19 protein-coding genes, 2 tRNA genes and 2 pseudogenes are annotated in these 17,055 nt (G+C 34.8%); 9 read left to right on the top strand and 14 right to left on the bottom strand.

All coding sequences use genetic code 11. The annotated features are described in order from the left end of the window. Positions 1-17: 17 nt before the first annotated feature. The 4 genes from ABWU55_RS00715 to ABWU55_RS00700 form a co-directional block, all read right to left on the bottom strand. Positions 18-392, bottom strand: a complete 375-nt coding sequence (locus tag ABWU55_RS00715) for a hypothetical protein (protein WP_022626145.1) — start codon at positions 390-392, stop codon at positions 18-20. Between the two features lie 94 nt (positions 393-486). Continuing rightward, a complete protein-coding gene (locus ABWU55_RS00710) occupies positions 487-1,626 on the bottom strand; it encodes a hypothetical protein (protein ID WP_353286353.1) in 1,140 nt (379 codons plus the stop codon). A 113-nt stretch (positions 1,627-1,739) separates the two neighbouring features. Beyond that, positions 1,740-2,768, bottom strand: coding sequence for an NAD(P)H-dependent flavin oxidoreductase (locus ABWU55_RS00705; RefSeq protein ID WP_209472394.1), 1,029 nt, complete (start codon positions 2,766-2,768; stop codon positions 1,740-1,742). A 5-nt stretch (positions 2,769-2,773) separates the two neighbouring features. Continuing rightward, a complete protein-coding gene (locus ABWU55_RS00700; RefSeq protein WP_010082022.1) occupies positions 2,774-3,295 on the bottom strand; it encodes a cytochrome b in 522 nt (173 codons plus the stop codon). Between the two features lie 825 nt (positions 3,296-4,120). Between ABWU55_RS00700 and ABWU55_RS00695 the strand changes: the two genes are divergently transcribed. From ABWU55_RS00695 to ABWU55_RS00675, 5 genes are all read left to right on the top strand, one after another. Continuing rightward, positions 4,121-5,317, top strand: coding sequence for a phosphoglycerate kinase (locus ABWU55_RS00695; protein WP_010963073.1), 1,197 nt, complete (start codon positions 4,121-4,123; stop codon positions 5,315-5,317). A gap of 49 nt (positions 5,318-5,366) precedes the next feature. Continuing rightward, entirely contained in the window at positions 5,367-5,654 is a 288-nt protein-coding gene (locus tag ABWU55_RS00690; RefSeq protein ID WP_012673373.1) for a hypothetical protein, read from the top strand. Next, entirely contained in the window at positions 5,651-5,980 is a 330-nt protein-coding gene (locus tag ABWU55_RS00685; RefSeq protein WP_010082007.1) for an EndoU domain-containing protein, read from the top strand. The genes ABWU55_RS00690 and ABWU55_RS00685 overlap by 4 nt, the downstream gene beginning before the upstream one ends. Beyond that, on the top strand, positions 5,958-6,146 hold the full coding sequence (locus ABWU55_RS00680) for a hypothetical protein (RefSeq protein WP_010082006.1): 189 nt from the start codon (positions 5,958-5,960) through the stop codon (positions 6,144-6,146). Before ABWU55_RS00685 ends, ABWU55_RS00680 begins: the two co-directional genes overlap by 23 nt. A gap of 97 nt (positions 6,147-6,243) precedes the next feature. Beyond that, positions 6,244-6,594: a diacylglycerol kinase gene (locus ABWU55_RS00675; protein ID WP_007549043.1), complete on the top strand. Its 351-nt coding sequence runs from the start codon at positions 6,244-6,246 to the stop codon at positions 6,592-6,594. Between the two features lie 11 nt (positions 6,595-6,605). Here ABWU55_RS00675 and ABWU55_RS00670 read toward each other — a convergent pair whose 3' ends face one another. The 3 genes and pseudogenes from ABWU55_RS00670 to ABWU55_RS00660 all read right to left on the bottom strand — a co-directional run bounded on the left by ABWU55_RS00670 (position 6,606) and on the right by ABWU55_RS00660 (position 11,224). Beyond that, complete coding sequence (locus ABWU55_RS00670; protein WP_038227940.1) at positions 6,606-7,550, bottom strand: RluA family pseudouridine synthase; 945 nt, start codon at positions 7,548-7,550, stop codon at positions 6,606-6,608. Continuing rightward, positions 7,541-9,238: a hypothetical protein gene (locus ABWU55_RS00665; protein ID WP_353286352.1), complete on the bottom strand. Its 1,698-nt coding sequence runs from the start codon at positions 9,236-9,238 to the stop codon at positions 7,541-7,543. The genes ABWU55_RS00670 and ABWU55_RS00665 overlap by 10 nt, the downstream gene beginning before the upstream one ends. A 61-nt stretch (positions 9,239-9,299) precedes the next feature. Continuing rightward, positions 9,300-11,224, bottom strand: a pseudogene (locus ABWU55_RS00660) (ComEC/Rec2 family competence protein). On the opposite strand from ABWU55_RS00660, the gene ABWU55_RS07815 reads away from it, so the two are divergent. Then, the gene (locus ABWU55_RS07815; protein WP_410530057.1) at positions 11,217-11,366 is read left to right on the top strand and encodes a hypothetical protein; all 150 of its coding nucleotides are present in this window, start codon (positions 11,217-11,219) and stop codon (positions 11,364-11,366) included. The pseudogene ABWU55_RS00660 and the gene ABWU55_RS07815 sit on opposite strands and share 8 nt — an antisense overlap. A 169-nt stretch (positions 11,367-11,535) precedes the next feature. Next, positions 11,536-11,612: transfer RNA gene (locus ABWU55_RS00655), tRNA-Met, on the top strand. Between the two features lie 3 nt (positions 11,613-11,615). On the opposite strand, the gene pdxH is transcribed toward ABWU55_RS00655, so the two are convergent. From pdxH to ABWU55_RS00640, 3 genes are read right to left on the bottom strand one after another with little or no spacing between them, the layout of a single operon-like run. After that, entirely contained in the window at positions 11,616-12,209 is a 594-nt protein-coding gene (gene pdxH / locus ABWU55_RS00650) for a pyridoxamine 5'-phosphate oxidase (protein ID WP_209472544.1), read from the bottom strand. A 16-nt stretch (positions 12,210-12,225) separates the two neighbouring features. After that, positions 12,226-13,029 carry a bifunctional DNA-formamidopyrimidine glycosylase/DNA-(apurinic or apyrimidinic site) lyase gene (gene mutM / locus ABWU55_RS00645; RefSeq protein ID WP_353286351.1) on the bottom strand — a complete coding sequence of 268 codons (804 nt, stop codon included), beginning with the start codon at positions 13,027-13,029 and terminating at the stop codon, positions 12,226-12,228. Then, positions 12,995-13,138 (bottom strand): hypothetical protein, encoded by a 144-nt coding sequence (locus tag ABWU55_RS00640; RefSeq protein ID WP_187296969.1) that lies wholly within the window; start codon positions 13,136-13,138, stop codon positions 12,995-12,997. The genes mutM and ABWU55_RS00640 overlap by 35 nt, the downstream gene beginning before the upstream one ends. A gap of 19 nt (positions 13,139-13,157) precedes the next feature. On the opposite strand from ABWU55_RS00640, the gene ABWU55_RS00635 reads away from it, so the two are divergent. Further along, a tRNA-Thr gene (locus tag ABWU55_RS00635) sits at positions 13,158-13,230 on the top strand. Between the two features lie 46 nt (positions 13,231-13,276). Here ABWU55_RS00635 and ABWU55_RS00630 read toward each other — a convergent pair. The 4 genes from ABWU55_RS00630 to ABWU55_RS00615 form a co-directional block, all read right to left on the bottom strand. Then, a complete protein-coding gene (locus ABWU55_RS00630) occupies positions 13,277-14,803 on the bottom strand; it encodes an acyl-CoA carboxylase subunit beta (protein ID WP_209472540.1) in 1,527 nt (508 codons plus the stop codon). A gap of 107 nt (positions 14,804-14,910) precedes the next feature. After that, on the bottom strand, positions 14,911-15,213 hold the full coding sequence (locus ABWU55_RS00625) for a hypothetical protein (protein WP_231115838.1): 303 nt from the start codon (positions 15,211-15,213) through the stop codon (positions 14,911-14,913). A 24-nt stretch (positions 15,214-15,237) separates the two neighbouring features. Next, positions 15,238-15,594, bottom strand: a complete 357-nt coding sequence (locus ABWU55_RS00620) for a hypothetical protein (protein WP_223823154.1) — start codon at positions 15,592-15,594, stop codon at positions 15,238-15,240. Between the two features lie 32 nt (positions 15,595-15,626). Beyond that, the gene (locus ABWU55_RS00615; RefSeq protein ID WP_255324782.1) at positions 15,627-15,761 is read right to left on the bottom strand and encodes a hypothetical protein; all 135 of its coding nucleotides are present in this window, start codon (positions 15,759-15,761) and stop codon (positions 15,627-15,629) included. Between the two features lie 154 nt (positions 15,762-15,915). Between ABWU55_RS00615 and ABWU55_RS00610 the strand changes: the two are divergent. Further along, positions 15,916-16,866: pseudogene (locus ABWU55_RS00610) on the top strand (transposase); the annotation flags it as partial. Positions 16,867-17,055: the final 189 nt, after the last annotated feature.

Below are 17,055 nucleotides of genomic sequence, written 5' to 3'. Positions count from 1 at the left end.
AAGATAAAAATACTATCTTAATTTTTATCTTTTTTTTCGCTATCGGATTGTAATTTTATATCTTTTGCAAAGTTAAATTTTTCTTTTAAGTAGTCTGTTGCCTTTTCTGTACTACCGAACATCAGGACCAGTACACCAAACATTATCATAAAAAAGATTAGACCTCTGAACACTACTGCAAGTATCACTGCAGCTATACACAACCCTATGATTGTTGAAGGACTCATATTTTCTACAGTATCTTTAACTGAAAATGAAGAAATAAAATTTTTTACCGTTTCTTGTATACCCTTTAATTCATCACTCGCCGAACTTGCTTCGCTAGAATATGATGCAAAAATGAAACTTAATAAGGCTATAAAAACCAAAACTTTATTCAATTGAATGCGCATCAACTAAACACCTTTTAAACATTCCTCAAATATAACAACTTTTATATCAATAGGCAAGAACTGAATTCACTTATCCACTACAAGTAACACATATTTAATTTTTACCGCTGCGAACATGCTGTAAGCTCTTATCATCAACAAGAGGACTCACATTAATGGATGTTAATTTACTTGATAGGAAGTTTGAATGCAATTCAGCTACTGCTGCTATAGCAAGCACTGCAACCATAGCAAGTAGTCCTGCTCCTATCAATCCTGATGTCATTGCTCCTGCAACAATGCACCCTATTGTGGAGAGAGCACAACCTGCTACAAGTGCAACGTGAAGATTTCTGTTATTGGGTTGTTTTTCAAGTGGAGTATCTTCACCCTTTTTCTTATTCAAAGGAAATTTCTGCACGATTGTAATGGCGTTTTTTCTGTCCCTTTTTTCTTCGGGTTGCATTGAATCTTTTGCCTGGCTGCCTGTCATCTGAGTAGTTTGACTATTTGGATCCATACTTTCTTTTTCTCTGGATCCCAGTGTCACGCACTGGGATGACACCTGTGGCTCTTCTTCTGCAGTCTGCTCTGGTTGCATTTGATTCCCAGTATCTTCTTTTTGTGGATCGTTATTTTCTCCAGCAGAGCTTAATATTGAGCTCATACTGCTCCTTCTACTACTTATTGGTGATTCTAAACTTTCTTCACTCGGTTTGCGTGAACTTACTCCACTATCTGAGCTACTAGCACATACTTCTTCTTTAGTTGGACTTTCTACATTATTTTCTGTCATCCCAGTGCTTGACACTGGGATCTCTTTTTTTATGGAATTAATAGGTTGTTCTTCTATTTTTGAATCTTTATTGCTGCTCCTTTTAATAATCCCTGAAATTATTTCTAATATTTTCCCTCTTCTTGTTGGTGATCTTTGTAATTGTTCTCTTTCATTGTTAGATACTGAAAGCTCGACCTCTAATTTCATTACTTCTGTTTCCAACACTGGAAGAAATTTTTTGGTGTAATAATTATAAGATTCTTCTTGCTCTTTCAGTGATTTTTCTAATCGAATTAATACCTTAGGATCAGCCCCTTGCTTGAACAACTCTATGCATTTTTTGATAGTTCCATCTCCATTTTTTTTTGGGCTTTTATGATTATGTGTTTTTTTTGTTACCTTTTTGTATATAGTGTTGTGCAATTGTTGGTTAATATCTCCTGTATTATTCTGAGATTTTTTTAAAGGACTTAGCATAACATTCCTCCATACATAATAAAATGTATAGATACCTTTTTAGCGTTAATTTTACATTAAAACTGGGCAATTATGCCATATATGGATAATTTGCTTATTGTGAGGTCGCTTAACTATTTGCTTTCTGGGCTTTCTACTTCTACAGATTTGCTCTCAATATAATTGTTTGCCTGTTGAACTAACATATTCACTACTTCTTTTACAGGCTTTTCCCTATCAACCATGCCAACACTTTGGCCAGCCATTAAAGATCCTGTTTCAACATCTCCTTCAATCACTGCCCTTCTTAAAGCTCCAGCCCAGAACTTTTCTATTTCAAGCTGCCCATCTTCTTTTGAGATCTGTCCCTTTTGGTATTCATCAATAACTTCTTTTTGACGCTTCATGAAGTCATCGCTTGCTTTGTTGGCTATAGCTCTTACAGGAATTACAGGAAAATCAGCACTTATCTGTACAGAAGGTATTGCATTACGTGCGGCCGATTTAATAAACACTTCCTTGAAATTTTTGTGGGCAATTGACTCATTAGTGCAGACAAATAATGTACCTATTTGACAGCCACTTGCTCCCATTTCCAGGTAATTAACTATCATTTCACCTCTTCCTATTCCACCTGCAACAAACACTGGTATTTGTTCATTTTTAAAATGAGGCAATATCTCTTGTGCAAGAACAGAAGTGCTAACTGGACCTATATGCCCACCTGCTTCCATTCCTTCTATTATTAATGCATCTACTCCCATTTTTACTAACCTTTTCGCAAGGCTTAATGCTGGTGCAAAGCACATAACTTTAATGCCTGCACCCTTGATTTTTTCTATATTAGGCTTTGTTGGCAGTCCACCGGCAAGCACTATATGGCTCACTTTCGTTTCAATACACACATCTATCAACTCACTCAACTTTGGGTGCATAGTAATTAGATTTACACCAAATGGCTTGTTAGTTAATTGCTGCGTCTCTATGATTTCTTTTTTTAGCAAGTCTGGAAACATTGCACCACATGCAATCACACCAAAACCACCAGCGTTTGAGATTGCTGAGACCAAGTTTCTCTCTGAAACCCAGCTCATAGCACCACCCATTATAGCAAACTCACTGCCAAGAAAATCTGTTCCTTTTTTCCAGAGGCTACTTAACATATAACCTATATCATACGTTTAAAAATGTTTTGTTTATCTATAAATGTGTGTTTTAAGGCGCCAAGTATATGTAAGATTATAAAGAGTACCATAAAATATGCAAGCATCGAATGTAGCTCGTTAGCCGTGTTAGCTAGGTCTTTGTTTTGATTAATCAACAAAGGGATATGAAAAAAATATTTGATCTGTTTGCCAGAAGCAGAAGACATGACATAGCCAGATAGTGGCATTAGCACCATCAAAGAATATAAACCAAAGTGTACTGCTTTACTTATATTGATTACAAACCGAGAAAAATTTGCTGGAAGTGGTGGAACATAAGTAAAGACGCGAAAAAATATGCGTACTATGATTAATCCAAGAATAGTGATACCGCAAGCCTTATGAATAGCGTATATGTTGAACTTAATTTCATTGCTAAGTGGCAGGCTTTTCATATAAAGTCCAGAACAAAGCATACCGATAATAAAAACAGCCATCAACCAATGGATAACTCTTAAACCTAGGCTATATTTATCGTCTTCCATTTTGATTACCCTAAAGTAGCATTTATATAATAGAAAAACTATTTTTCAATCAAAATCATTAAAGCAATTTAGATTTACCGACAATGTAGCTATACAAATTCGACCCAGCCGGAAGTCAAGGGCACCTAAATCAAGAAACGGATTAAACGAAAAACTTACTTGACAAACTCCGCCAGCCTCCTTATCATGAAACTGAAGCTATTTATTTATCTTCTCTGTACAGATTAAATGACAAAAAAACTCAACGTATCTGGCGTCTCATGTTTAATTTTTTGCACTATGTGCACTCTATGTCTTTATCAAATTTCTAGGTTTTTACCTATACAAGCTGAAATACGCTTATAAAGCATTTAAAACATCAAAAAACGCCAACTTAAAAAATGGATAGTGAATAATTAGCTACCCTAGGGTTTCTTTTGCCTTTTTTTCTGTTTAGTAAATTTCTTAAATATTTATGACTAAAGGTTAGTTGCATTAAAAAGCAGCTAAATCGCGGTTATTAAGCGTTTAGAATAAAAAAACGCCATACTTGAAAGTATAATGTAAGTAATTAGCCAACCACGGGGCTTCTTTTGCCTTTTTTTCTGTTTAGTAAATTTCTTAAATATTTATGGCTAAACGACAATCGTCATCCCTGTAAAGGTCAAGTATCCCGCTACGTGTTAGCGGCTAAGAGATACCCGGCGGTATGACGGTTCGTGATGGCATGACGATAAGGTTCCAGTGTCAAGCGTTTGGCATGCAAATTTCCTTAAACGTTCGTAAGCTTAAAACTTTACTTTAGATCAAACTGCTGTATAGTGACTTTATAGCTTCAATTTTGTAATGAATATACCTAGTATAGAAAATTGTGATCTTCACAATAAAACCGTCTTACTCAGAGTTGACTTCAATGTTCCTATAAAAGATGGAGAAATTCGTGACGTCACTCGTATTTTGAGAGCATTGCCTACTATTCAGTATTTAGTGAATGCGAGTGCAAAGATTATTATTATATCACATTTTGGACGCCCAAAGGCCAGAGACAATAATCTGTCGCTAAAAAATGTAATTGACACTTTATCGCAGTTACTAAATAAAAAAGTGAAATTCATTGACGATTGCTTTGGTGAAAAAGTACAAAGAGCAGTAAGTGTTATGGATGCAGGAGATATAATATTACTAGAGAATCTAAGATTTTATAAAGAGGAAGAGCAAAGTGACTCAAATTTTGCCAAACAACTAGCATCTCTAGCGGATATATATGTAAATGATGCATTTTCTTGCTCTCACAGAGCTCACGCTTCTATTTCACGCATTACAGAATTTTTACCCTCTTATGCAGGGTTTTGCTTGCAAGATGAGCTAAAGTATCTTGAAAAAGCTGTATCGTTTAAAGCTAAACCTATTACTGCGATAGTTGGGGGAGCTAAAATATCAACTAAAATAAAAGTGCTTATGAAGCTAACAGAAAAGGTTAATTACCTAGTTCTAGGTGGTGCAATAGCCAATAATTTTTTGTCATTTAGCAAAGTAAATATAGGGAAATCTTTCTTTCAAAATGGTGTTGACGACCTTCTGCATAATATTCTTGAAACAGCAAATAAAAACAATTGCAAAATAGTTGTGCCAGAAGACGTTCTGGTTGCAGTAAACTCTGATTACAGCACTAGTATTTCAAGAAGAACTGAGTCCATTTTGGACGGTGATATAATTTTGGATATCGGACCACAAACTTTGAGTACAATAAGCAGTATAATAGCAAGCAGTAAGACTCTGCTGTGGAATGGACCTATTGGTGTTTTTGAACATTCAGCTTTTGCAAGCGGTACAATAGGGGTAATGAAAATCGTAAGTGACTTAACGCACAAAGGAAAGTTAACCAGCATAATAGGGGGAGGCGATAGTCTATCTGCAATAAGCGCTGCAGGCCTTGCCGATAAGGATTTTACATATGTTTCCACTGGTGGAGGAGCATTTTTAGATTGGTTAAGTGGCGATGAAATGCCGGGAGTTGCTGCTCTGCAAAAACGATTAGATTAAAACTTTTTTAAATTATTTCTTATAGGCTAGCTTTTTTGTGAACGTGATTATGTCGAAGACAGTTAAACTAATTTTGTGTTTAATAATACCAATAATAGGATTTATTTTTTATATTAAGGATCATTATTTTCACACCGGCTATGTAGAAGAAAATGTTGAAGTCAATTTTGAACCATTTTTCAGTTCACAACCAGCCACCGTTTCAGAATTAACTGACTTCGATAGAGGAGTGTTGAAAGTTTGTGGAGATTGGGGAGCACATCCAGATAAAGAAGATTTCAAAATTTTACTTAGTTGTCCGCAGCATCAAGAAGTAGTGAAAGGAATATATAAGTGATTACGCCAGATGCGGATTTGGAGTTACTTAAAGATGAACTGGCTAACATTTGGTTTACAAATAGTGGAAGTGAAAAAGAAACTATAGGGTTTGGACATATTTTTTGTGGTGAGCCAAACGATAAATTAGGTGGTATGCATTTTGTAGGTAGATATGTTGAAGCTCAAGAGGATAAATGGGCAGTTGGAATCCTGTGCAATGAATCAGATATTAAGCCGCCGGTTTATACATTTGGAATGAAATATTTGGGTAAGGATGGGGAAGTGAAAGTTAAATGCCCAAATGGATACGCATATAACCTTCATGCCGATAATTTCTGCAACTAAGGCGTTTAAGGAATTAGGAAAAGATGGAATGTGTCTATATGAAATGGAAGATGACAATTATCAATCAGTGTTTGTAAGAAAGAATGATGCTATACTCACGTTCTATCCTGACTTAACACCAAAATGTGATGATAAGAGTACTTATTGTAGTTGCGGTAAATCTTAATTTCAAAACCAATAGGGTGAACAAATGATAAAAATGCTATAGGGTGTAGCAAATCTAAATGAGTTAAAATTTTGATTAAAGGGTTTTGTGAATAATAATGAAGAAGGGCATTATTCGTCTAATAAAAGCAATTCAATACTCTTGTGAAGGAATAAAATCAGCTTTTATATCAGAAATTGCGTTCAGACAGGAGTTACTGCTTTTTATAGTATGTGTCTCAATTTTGTTTGTTTTGGATGTAAGTAATCTAGAACGTGCAGTAATGATAAGCAGCCTATTCCTGGTGTTAATTGTGGAAATTGTTAACACTGCTTTTGAAACGACAATTGAGCGTATTTCCAGTGAACAACACATACTTTCAAAAAAGGTGAAAGATCTAGGTAGTGCAGCAGTTTTTCTTTCATTAATTAACTTCCTGATAACATGGATGATAATATTGATAGGTTAATACGAATGTTATTAAGATATGTTGTCAAACTCACCAATTAAAGTTTTTATATCTTGCGGTAAATCAGAGACAAATTCCATGTATTCCTTACTTTTTGGGTGGTATAAGCCCAGTGTATAAGCATGTAGTGCTTGTCTATTGAAATTACGAATGAAACTAGAGTTTTTAGCATATTTTGTGCTTTTACTACTATTTTTTCCATAAACTTGATCACCAACTATGGAATGTCCTATGTGGCTCATGTGGACTCGAATTTGGTGTGTTCTGCCTGTCTCTAAAGTGCATTTAACGAGGCTTACTTGTCCTATAACTTTTTGCACTAAATAGTGAGTGATTGCTAATTTGCCTGTGATTTTTGTTACACACATCATTTCTTTATTACCGCGTTTGGGAGCAATGTTAGTTTTTATCGTGCCTTGCTGAGAAGATAATGTTCCCCAAACTACTGCTAAGTATTCCCGCTTTATTTTGCGATTCGATAACAATTCAGACAAAAAACTATGGGCTGCTTCATTTTTTGCAATTACCATTAGCCCACTAGTATCTTTATCAAGTCTATGAACAATTCCTGGTCTTACATTAAGGTGAGCGATAACTGCGTTCAAAAGCGTATCATTGTTTGTCCCAGCACCTGGGTGCACTGTTAATCCACTTTGTTTACTCAGAACTATAATGTCCTCATCTTCATAGACGATATTAAGTTTTATGTCATAATTAGGCTCAATTGATGTGGATATGTCAGGTTGAACGAGATGCACCACATACTCTTCATCTGGTTTTACTATGTAGTCATTATTAATTATCGGTGTGCCAAGTAATTTCACCTGCTCATTTTGTATCAATCTTTGCGCTTTGCTGCGTGATATGTTGCATTTTTCAGCTATATAGGTGTCTAACCTTAATTTCTCTTTATCATTATTAACACTTAAGGTTATTATTGAGTAATCTATAGTGATTTACCCCGCGCCATTTCCCATGCTGCTTGAACATTTGGGTCTGTAAACATTGTTGCACTAGACTCAATTTGCAGATCACCTTGTTTTTTAATATGGCAAATTGTTTGAGAGCCATCTTTCCAGTAGATTGTAACTTTATTATCAAAATCTCGTAATGTTGCCTCAACCTTTTTTTCTTTATTATCTTTTTCTTCCAGCTTAATAGATTCTAATAAATAATATAAGAATTCACTTGGTTTGCCGTTGATTTTTTCTTTCCATTCATCTGTTTTTTCTTGTTCAGATTTTTTTTGCTCTAACTTTTCCTTCTTTTGCTGCAGCTTATTTTGTTCTGCTTCCAGCTCTAACTTTCTAACTGTGTCACGTAGTTCTTTGACTTTATTTTCTAATACTAATAATTTATTAGTATTATTTCCATTGTTAGCTTCTAAATCAGGCGTACTTGGTTGAGCTTGCTTCTTTTTTATTTCTTCTAATTCATTCCTTACTACGTTTAATTGCTCCTTCAATTCCGTTTTTCCCTCTTCTGTATCCTCTTTTAACTTTTTTAGCATGCTAAGGAACTCGTTATTATTAGACTGCGTAGTTGATTGAAGCCAGCCTACAAAGCGGCTTGGTTCAAATCGTTCAATTTTATCTTCAGCAATTTTAATAGCATTCTCTAACCTAGAAAAAGTACCTTCAATATCTAGTGAATGTGCTTTTTTTGTCAATTCTTTAGTGTTGTTTAAAACTTCTGAAATTTCTGCATGTAGCCAATCTAAATCTTTTTTGATGTCTTCTCTGATTTTTTTTAGGTGATCAAGCGTTTCTTTAATGTTAATATTTGCAGGCTTTAAAAGACTATTATCAAGTAAATCGCAAGCTTTTTTAAGGTTACTGTCAAATGAGTTGCAAAGCGGACTAAGTAGTTTTTTCATTAGAGATATTAGTTCATTTTCCCTTTTACCAAGCTTATTTTCTACTACTGATACAACCATGCCCTTTCCAGACCAGTATGGAAATAGAAGACCTAAAGAACTGTGTTTTCTAATAGTATGATTTTCATGATCCACGCTATTACTTATTAGATTGCTAAGTGTTGATATGATGCATAAAAGAATAGCGACTAATAAAGCTATTAATATTATTGGAGCATTAATGGATTGTGATATTGCTGAAACTACTATAATAGTACCAAATACATATGATCCAGTAAACAAGAGAATCCTATTTCTATTTTCTGCTTCTATATCTTCTAGTATTTCTCTCTGCGTCTTAGAAATTGGTAAAACTATTGAAAGCTTTTCCCCCTTTTTATCTAAATTTGTTACAATTTCAATTTTTTTAGCTTCTTGAGCAATCTGGCTGTACTGTTCATCAACTTGATAGTTTCCTATTTTTTTATCTATTTCATTCTCTTTTATTTTTTGTGTATTTATAAAGTTTATAACAGCAGTAAATAAGAGAACTATAAGAGGAATAAAGGCAAGAGGTGCTGGCGTGAACGCAAACCCAGCAATACTTACTGTAACAGGCTGAATAGAAAAGGCAGTAAATGCTATAAGAGTAGCAATGGTACTTGCTATCGATATAGTACCAGAATACTTTCTTATAGAGCTCAAAATTCTACTGGGCTGGTCAGAAAGTTTTCTAAATCCTAAAAAATCAAAATAGTCTTTGAAAGGATCTTGAGTGTCTGTAACCATAACATTTTTCTAGTTTAAACTTATTTAGGTATACGTTAACCAAACCTTAAAATCAAGTTTCTTAATTTTTCAACATGTGCCAAGGCCTATTGGAGCGCACTGTATTAATCTTTACGTAACGATTTGTTAACCAAACAGAATGTGTGCCATACGTTTCTAGATCAGCATGTTTAATAATTTTAGCGTTGCAAGCTGAATAGTCGAATTCACTTAATTGAATTATCAGATCAACACTATTACAGTTTCTCAAGATATCTTCTTTTTTATAAGCAAGCAGTACTGATTTATTATTTCCTTTATTATATATACAGCCATACTTTAGTCTTTTATCTGGATTGCTATATTTTGTATGATTCAAAATTTGGTTCTGTCCGTTTTGCTTTGCCCACGTTTTGATAACAAAATTTCTGCTTTTTCTAGTGAGAGAATATAGTAAGTTATCACTCTCCTTTGCAGCAACATTATCAGCATTTATTAGGATGTCGGGGGTTTTATATGCAGCGCTAAAGCAAATACCTAGTACAATAAAAAAAATCCCAAAAAACGCCAATTTCTTTCCCACAAGCACAGCCACAATAACCCAAATGTTATTATAATAATTGATGAGGCAGGAAAAGTACGAATGGGAATAACCAAATACTGAAGACTAGCGATAGCGTTTGTTATATACAAAATGCTGTCAATTGGGCGCTCTATAAATGGCGCTATAATCCATTCAACACCCAAAGGAATCAACAAAACATAGATTATTCCAAGTGGAATAATAATTAATGTAACTATTGGTATAGCAACTAAATTTGTGATAATGCCACTAATTGAAAAATAATTAAAATTATATATCGTATACGGAACAGTTGCTAAACTTGCTATTACTGAGCTGATCATTATCGACACAAAATATTTTATTATTTTTATTTTGAACAACTTATTAGCATTAATTTGATAACTGGCAACCAGTGCCAAAACAGCAGAAAATGACATCTGAAAGCCAGGCTTTAAAATTGCTTCTGGTTCTACTGAGAGTATCACTGAAGCAGCAAACGCAATTGCTATTAACCCTCGATATTTTCTCTCTATCATTATTGCAACGAGTACTAAAATCACCATGATGTAGGCACGCTGAGCAGAAATTTGCATGCCGGTAATCAACAAATAAAACGTGGTTGGCAAAATAGTAAGGAATGCAGATATTTTCTTGGTGTTATACTTAAGAGTTAAAGTTTCAGATGTTGCAAATAAATTACGAAACACTATAAAAAACAGGCCAGCAACAAATGATAAATGCAAACCAGATATGGCAAACAAATGTGCTATACCTGAATCTCGTATCGCATCCATAGTTTTTTGGTCTATTCCGTCCTTTTTACCGATCAGTAATGCAGAAATTATGTCTGCATGTGGTTTTTTAATATTTTGCTGCAGGTTTTCATAAATGTATTGACGGAAAGATTCCATATACTCTAGAAATTGCCTTGCTTCAGCCTTTTTGTGTAGGGCTATTTTGCTTGTTGCAAAACCTGTTGCACTTATTTTCTGGTAATATGCTATTCTTGCAAAATCGTATGCATACTCCGAAGGCGCAATTTTTGGAGGGAAGAGTTTTGCTGATAATTTTACTTGATCGCCTATTTTAATGCCTTTTTCCACTTTGGTTCTAACTGATATTCTGATGTTATCTAGAGCTCTATCCGGTGTCATTCCAGCGCGTGACGCTGGAATCCATATCTTTTTTTTCTGGATCCCAGTATCAAGTACTGGGATGACAGAAGAGGGCGCTGGGATGACAGAAGGGAGCACTGGGATGACAGAGGAGGATTCTGGAATGGTGGAAGGCTTTGTAATAGAAAGCAGAAATTGTTTGTATGAGCCCCTGTCATTAATATCCTTCACTGTGGCAACGATATTTTTTACATACCTCTCTTTATCAAGAATTTGAGTATCAACTAAAGCTGTTCTTAATTTACTGGCTGTAAATCCTATGAGCACTGCAATTAAAGCAATGCATAATATTGCGTACTTTCTGTATAATATTGCAATCAAAATTAGTGTGGGTAAAAGCAAAAGAAAAATAGATATGCAGCTTGGTTCAAAACTTAGGGAAAAATATGTTAAAATTCCTGTACACTGAAGAACAGGAAACCACAGTATCAAGTTATATTGTTCATTGCGCAGATTGTTACGTATATAACTAACTATTATGTCAAGAAAAGTTAATAAGTGTGTCGATATTTGCATGTGGTGAAATTTTATTTTTCTTTTTTCATTATTTGTATATATAATAACTAAATAAGCAACGACGCGGGATGGAGCAGCTCGGTAGCTCGTCAGGCTCATAACCTGAAGGTCGTAGGTTCAAATCCTACTCCCGCAACCATTTTTAAGGATATAGTTGTTCCACTTTCCAATCGCTTCCCTCAACAAGAGTGTATCTAAATCTAATATGCTTCCTATATTCACCTTCTTGCCAAAATTCAATTACTTTTGGGATTACGCAAAATCCCACCCAAAAATCAGGACGAGAAACTTGTGTATTGTGAAATTCTTTTTCCTTCAATTTTATAGCTTGCTCAAAATCTTGCCAATCTTTCAGAATGCTCGATTGTTTTGAGCACCATGCGCTAATTTGACTACCCAGCGCTCGAGAAGAGAAGTATTTGTCAGTTCTTTCATCGTTTAGAAGTTTAACCTCTCCTTCAATTCGCACTTGCCTAGCAAATTCTATCCAATGAAACACTAACGCAGCTTTGGGGTTCTCAGTCAATTCTTTCCCTTTTTTACTGTTTACGTTAGTGAAAAACACAAAACCTTCTTTGCTATATTCCTTTAGTAATACTACTCTTGCAGATGGAATGTAGTCTTTGCTACAAGTTGCTAGCGTCATTGCAGTTGGTTGTTCACACGGAGAATTAAGTACTGCTTTGTACCACTTTGAAAACAAATCAAACGGATCTTTTTCAGGTGAGAATGTCATATCTAAAAATAAAATCTTAATTCTGGCACGCGTTGCAAAAATAAGTGCTACGGCCATTTTGTCGTATAAGTGTTATGATATTATTGCAAATCTTGCAAGGTTTTTGAACTTTACCATATACGTAAAAGTTATTTTGAAAGTATCCAGCAGATCCAGATGGCTGTGCATAATCTTTCAGTGTTGAACCGCCTGCAGCAATTGCATCACTCAGAGTATTTTTTATTTCAGCAGCAAGTTTTTCGCACTCTCTATAGGTCAAGTTTTTTGCTGACCTGAGTGGTGATATACGGGCTCTAAACAAGCTCTCAGAAGCATATATGTTGCCTACGCCAACTATTGATTTATTGTCCATTAACGCTGATTTGATATTCACTTTTTTGTTTTTCAGCAACTCCTGTAAATAGTCTCCACTGAATTCATCCGTGAGGGGCTCTATTCCGAAACCGTCAAAAAAATTTATTTCTTGTTCTTTGCTTAAAATAATAACTAGTCCAAATCTTCTTGGGTCATTAAAGATTATTGAAGTATTATCGGAAAATAAAAATACCACGTGATCGTGCTTATTCCGCACTTGAGCATATATAAGCTTTCCGCTCATGCCAAGATGTATGATTACAGCCATACTATCTGTATTCCAGATTATATACTTACCTCTACGCTTGATATCGTTTATAACTTTGCCCTTTAGCAAATCATCAATATTTTTTGTTATTGGTACACGCAAATTCCAATTATTTACTGTAACACTGCTTATTTGCTTGTTTTTAATTTTATCAAGCAAAAAATTAGAGATTACTTCCACTTCCGGTAGTTCTGGCATCTTGTCTACTCTGTTGCTGTTTTTTTCTTTTTACAATATTTTGCTTTAAAGCTTTTGCCAATCTTTTTCTCTCTTCTTCTTTTTCCTTATTCCTTTTTGTGTTATTCATTATCATAATATATAAGACTGCCGTTGTAGCTCAGGTGGTAGAGTACGTCATTGGTAATGACGAGGTCCCAAGTTCGAATCTTGGTAACGGCACACTCTTACAATATTGCATAACTTGCAAGCAAGGCTTAAAAGAAAGTTACAGAGGCAGGTTATCATGCTTTTTCCATATCCTTTCTACTTTCTTGTTTTTGAGTAGCTCTAATGCTTTGTGAAAGTGATGCCTTGTTTTACTTGGCACTATAATGTCATCAATGTATCCATGTGATGCAGCAAAAAATGGATTAGCAAATTTTTCTTTATATTCTTTAATTAACGTTTGCTGATCTTTTTCGTGTCGAAATATAATCTCAACTGCACTTTCAGGGCCCATCACAGCTATTTCAGCAGTTGGCCAGGCATAATTTATATCACCTTTTAGATGTTTCGAATTCATAACAATGTATGCACCACCATACGCTTTTCTAGTGATAAGGCTAATTTTCGGCACGGTCGCTTCAGCGTAAGCGTAAAGCAGTTTCGCTCCGTGTTGTATTATATTATTGTATTCTTGATTTGTACCCGGCAAAAATCCTGGAACATCAATAAGTGTGATGATCGGAATGTTAAATGCGTCACAAAACCTTACAAACCTCGCAGCTTTTCTTGAAGAATCAATATCCAAACATCCTGCAAGGTGCATAGGTTGATTTGCAACAATACCGACAGTATTTCCTCCAATTCTACCAAAACCAGTTATGATATTACGAGCAAAATCAGGTTTCAGTTCAAAGAAATTCCTTTCATCACAAACTTTTTCAATGAGTTCATACATATCATAAGGAGTATTAGGATTGCTAGGAATCAGAGTATTTAAAGATTCATCAATCTCATTAACATCATTACAGATTGGTGCAGATTTTGGTGATTCTTGATTATTTGCTGGTAAGAAAGTAAAGAATTCACGCATTTTTAGCAGCATTTCAACATCATTATTGAATGCAAAATCCGCTACTCCTGTTTTGCTTGTATGAATTTTTGCTCCACCAAGGTCTTCGAAACTTACATCTTCGTAGGTAACCTTTTTTACTACATCTGGTCCGGTTATAAACATATATGAACTGTTTTTCACCATGAAAGTAAAGTCAGTTAATGCTGGGGAATAAACTGCACCTCCTGCACATGGGCCCATAATTAAAGAAATTTGTGGTATAACACCCGATGCATTTACGTTTCTTTGAAAAATTTCTCCATAACCAGCAAGAGAATTTACTCCTTCCTGAATTCTGGCTCCACCAGAATCATTTAGTCCGATAATTGGAACTCTGGCATTAATTGCCATATCCATAATTTTGCATATTTTTTTTGCATGTGACGCACCAAGTGAACCACCAAAGACAGTAAAATCCTGAGAATAAACAAAAACTTTTCTGCCATAAATAGTACCATGACCAATCACTACCCCATCACCTAAAAAATTAGCATTTTGCATGCCAAAATCATTTGCATGATGTTTTACGAATTTATCGTATTCTGCAAAAGAACTTTCATCGAGCAATATACTGAGCCTTTCTCTAGCAGTTAATTTCCCTTTTTCATGTTGTTTGGTAATCCTGTCAGAACCGCCTCCTTTTTCAGCTTCTAGTGCTTTGGTTTTTAGATTTTCTAGTATTTTAAAGTCTTGCATACAATAAAGTAGTTTTCAAATTAGTTGTAGACTTTATTAAGTTTACAAACCCTACTAACTATACACATACACTATTGCTATATGCAACAATGTATGTATGATAATTGTTAATGCTCTGGTGATTCATGGTCACTACTTTGAAAATGTTGCGATGTGTCAACACTTTTCATATTAGAAAGAGGTGGACTAACTGCACTGCTTTTCGTTTGTGCAAAACTTTTAGCAGCTTCAACAACCTTGCTTATACGAGGTTCTTTTTCTAGCTCTTTTAGGTACTTTGAGAAGATTTCACAACTTTTGTCATCCATATGTACCATTATTTTACCAAAACTTTCAGCTTTTTCAGAAGATAAAATCATTTCGATCTTTTCATCGCCTACCCTAAAGGTCATTTTTACTTTGCCTTGCATATCATGATATTGCCAGCTTTTTATTCAGATTAGATTATCTCCTTCTCCTATTCGCAATGCACCATATTCTAAGTCCTTAAATTCCGGGGAGTTCATAAATTTTGCAGGAGTGATCACACTTTTTTCTGGACACTGTACATAATAAAATTTATTATCTCTTTCTACTACAATTCCTTTTTTTTTGTCATTTTCAATACTATCACTTACAATTTGTTTTAGACGTGACAAATATTCGCCGCGTTCTTTCAGTATATCTTCTGGCAATAATCTCCGAACTTCTTGGCTCACATCAGTGCCTGTTGAAACTAGATTAAACATTTCTAACATAAGAGGCCGTAGTTTTTCTTTTCCAGTCTCAGTAACATTTTTATCTTGCTCCATGAGGTGGTATAAGATCAGTATCGAATAATCTATTATTGATGACTTTTTTCTCCTTGGAATACATCAACACTAAACATGACCTTGTGCTTTTTTGCATCGTCTATAGATTTTTGAAGTCTCTTTGCTATGTTTTCGATAGCTTCATCATTAGGTAAGTGTTCAGGCAATGGCGTCAACTTAAGGAAAAATATCAGCGATAGTGTATAAAATTTCTCTCTAAATTTTTTATCATTAAATTATCCAAAGAGTGCAAGGGACAGCACTTTTGTTTCTATTTTATTGCAACAAAAAAGTTTAAAATGTGTCTTTTTTAGGTGAAACATGCAAAAAGGAAAAAACCTTATTCTACAAATTAAAAATGCAATATACTCGAAAACTTTTCAGAAAATCCATTGTGTTGAGTTTTACACGAACAAGCTTTTTCGACAGTATTTTCTATGATTTTAAAGTTAGTTAAAAAAAGTTTGGGAATAGAATGTGAACTTATGGAGCCATTGACATGTACCCTCAAAGCAAGCTTTTTCTAAAGCAAGATATAAGATTTGCCATACAGGCTTTCAAGAATTTAAGCATCCAAACAGCCTATCAGGATGAACCTGAGTTGGAGAGGCTATAGACTTATTGCAGCAGATGGTTCTGGTATGAGATTACCCAGCTCTGGGGAAATTGTATCCGAGTTTGAACCAAATGGAACAACAGGCACCATTGGCAATTTGTTTGTTGATTTGTGTACTTCGCTGATTTGCAGTGCTCGTCTTGCAGCTTGGAATATAGGTGAACAAACGTTGGCGGCAGAGCAATTACCCGAAGTTATCACTCAAATGCGTTTATTAAATCAAGAGAAATTATTATTTATCTATGATCGTCTTCAGTAAAATTCATTCAGCAGCATTATGATTTGGAAGTAGATTTTATTTTTCGCTTGCAAAAAAGAAATTATAGCAAGCTATGGGAACGCTGGCGAATTAGATTTTGATTTTATATTAGAAAATGAAAAGCTAAAAAATAAAATGAAAGGACAGAAAGTAAGAGTTATAGTGCTGACATTAGCCAACTGAGAAACAGAGTTTTTGACCGAGACTTTGGAGCAAAGCTTATGTGTTAAGGTGGCACATAGAGGAGTGCTATAAACGACTCAAAGTAGGAGCAGAGTTAGAGAATTTTTCTGGAGAGGCTGTATTACAAGAATTTTGGGCAAACTTGGTCATGTGCAATATATTATCGCTTCATATGTGTGATGCACAAGGGCCTTGGAACCCAGATCAAATTACTGATACCAATTCCCACTGCACAATAAACGGATAGATAACAATGGAAAAAAAGCCATACTATTGCCTTTCTTTCTCACTCCACAATTAAATAACTCTACAATATCGCTTATTTGATTCACTAATAATGAGAATTGGTATGAGTATCGTTTAAATTTTTCAGTTTTATTTGGTGTAATGAGGCAGAAACTCT

Source organism: Wolbachia endosymbiont (group A) of Crataerina pallida (genome assembly GCF_964028475.1).
Classification (GTDB): domain Bacteria; phylum Pseudomonadota; class Alphaproteobacteria; order Rickettsiales; family Anaplasmataceae; genus Wolbachia; species Wolbachia pipientis.
The sequence above is the reverse complement of the archived record's forward strand: the minus strand, read 5'-3'. Positions and strand labels throughout refer to the sequence as shown.

Coding starts and splice junctions, on each gene's coding strand:
- ABWU55_RS00715 (WP_022626145.1), bottom strand. CDS start 392: ATGCGCATTCAATTGAATAAAGTTTTGGTTTTTATAGCCTTATTAAGT.
- ABWU55_RS00640 (WP_187296969.1), bottom strand. CDS start 13,138: ATGAATAACACAAAAAGGAATAAGGAAAAAGAAGAAGAGAGAAAAAGA.
- ABWU55_RS00620 (WP_223823154.1), bottom strand. CDS start 15,594: ATGGAGCAAGATAAAAATGTTACTGAGACTGGAAAAGAAAAACTACGG.
- ABWU55_RS00695 (WP_010963073.1), top strand. CDS start 4,121: ATGAATATACCTAGTATAGAAAATTGTGATCTTCACAATAAAACCGTC.
- ABWU55_RS00630 (WP_209472540.1), bottom strand. CDS start 14,803: ATGCAAGACTTTAAAATACTAGAAAATCTAAAAACCAAAGCACTAGAA.
- pdxH (WP_209472544.1), bottom strand. CDS start 12,209: ATGACATTCTCACCTGAAAAAGATCCGTTTGATTTGTTTTCAAAGTGG.
- ABWU55_RS00690 (WP_012673373.1), top strand. CDS start 5,367: ATGTCGAAGACAGTTAAACTAATTTTGTGTTTAATAATACCAATAATA.
- ABWU55_RS00710 (WP_353286353.1), bottom strand. CDS start 1,626: ATGCTAAGTCCTTTAAAAAAATCTCAGAATAATACAGGAGATATTAAC.
- ABWU55_RS00705 (WP_209472394.1), bottom strand. CDS start 2,768: ATGTTAAGTAGCCTCTGGAAAAAAGGAACAGATTTTCTTGGCAGTGAG.
- ABWU55_RS00700 (WP_010082022.1), bottom strand. CDS start 3,295: ATGGAAGACGATAAATATAGCCTAGGTTTAAGAGTTATCCATTGGTTG.
- ABWU55_RS00625 (WP_231115838.1), bottom strand. CDS start 15,213: ATGCAAGGCAAAGTAAAAATGACCTTTAGGGTAGGCGATGAAAAGATC.
- ABWU55_RS00665 (WP_353286352.1), bottom strand. CDS start 9,238: ATGGTTACAGACACTCAAGATCCTTTCAAAGACTATTTTGATTTTTTA.
- ABWU55_RS00675 (WP_007549043.1), top strand. CDS start 6,244: ATGAAGAAGGGCATTATTCGTCTAATAAAAGCAATTCAATACTCTTGT.
- ABWU55_RS00680 (WP_010082006.1), top strand. CDS start 5,958: ATGCCGATAATTTCTGCAACTAAGGCGTTTAAGGAATTAGGAAAAGAT.
- ABWU55_RS07815 (WP_410530057.1), top strand. CDS start 11,217: ATGAGCACTGCAATTAAAGCAATGCATAATATTGCGTACTTTCTGTAT.
- mutM (WP_353286351.1), bottom strand. CDS start 13,029: ATGCCAGAACTACCGGAAGTGGAAGTAATCTCTAATTTTTTGCTTGAT.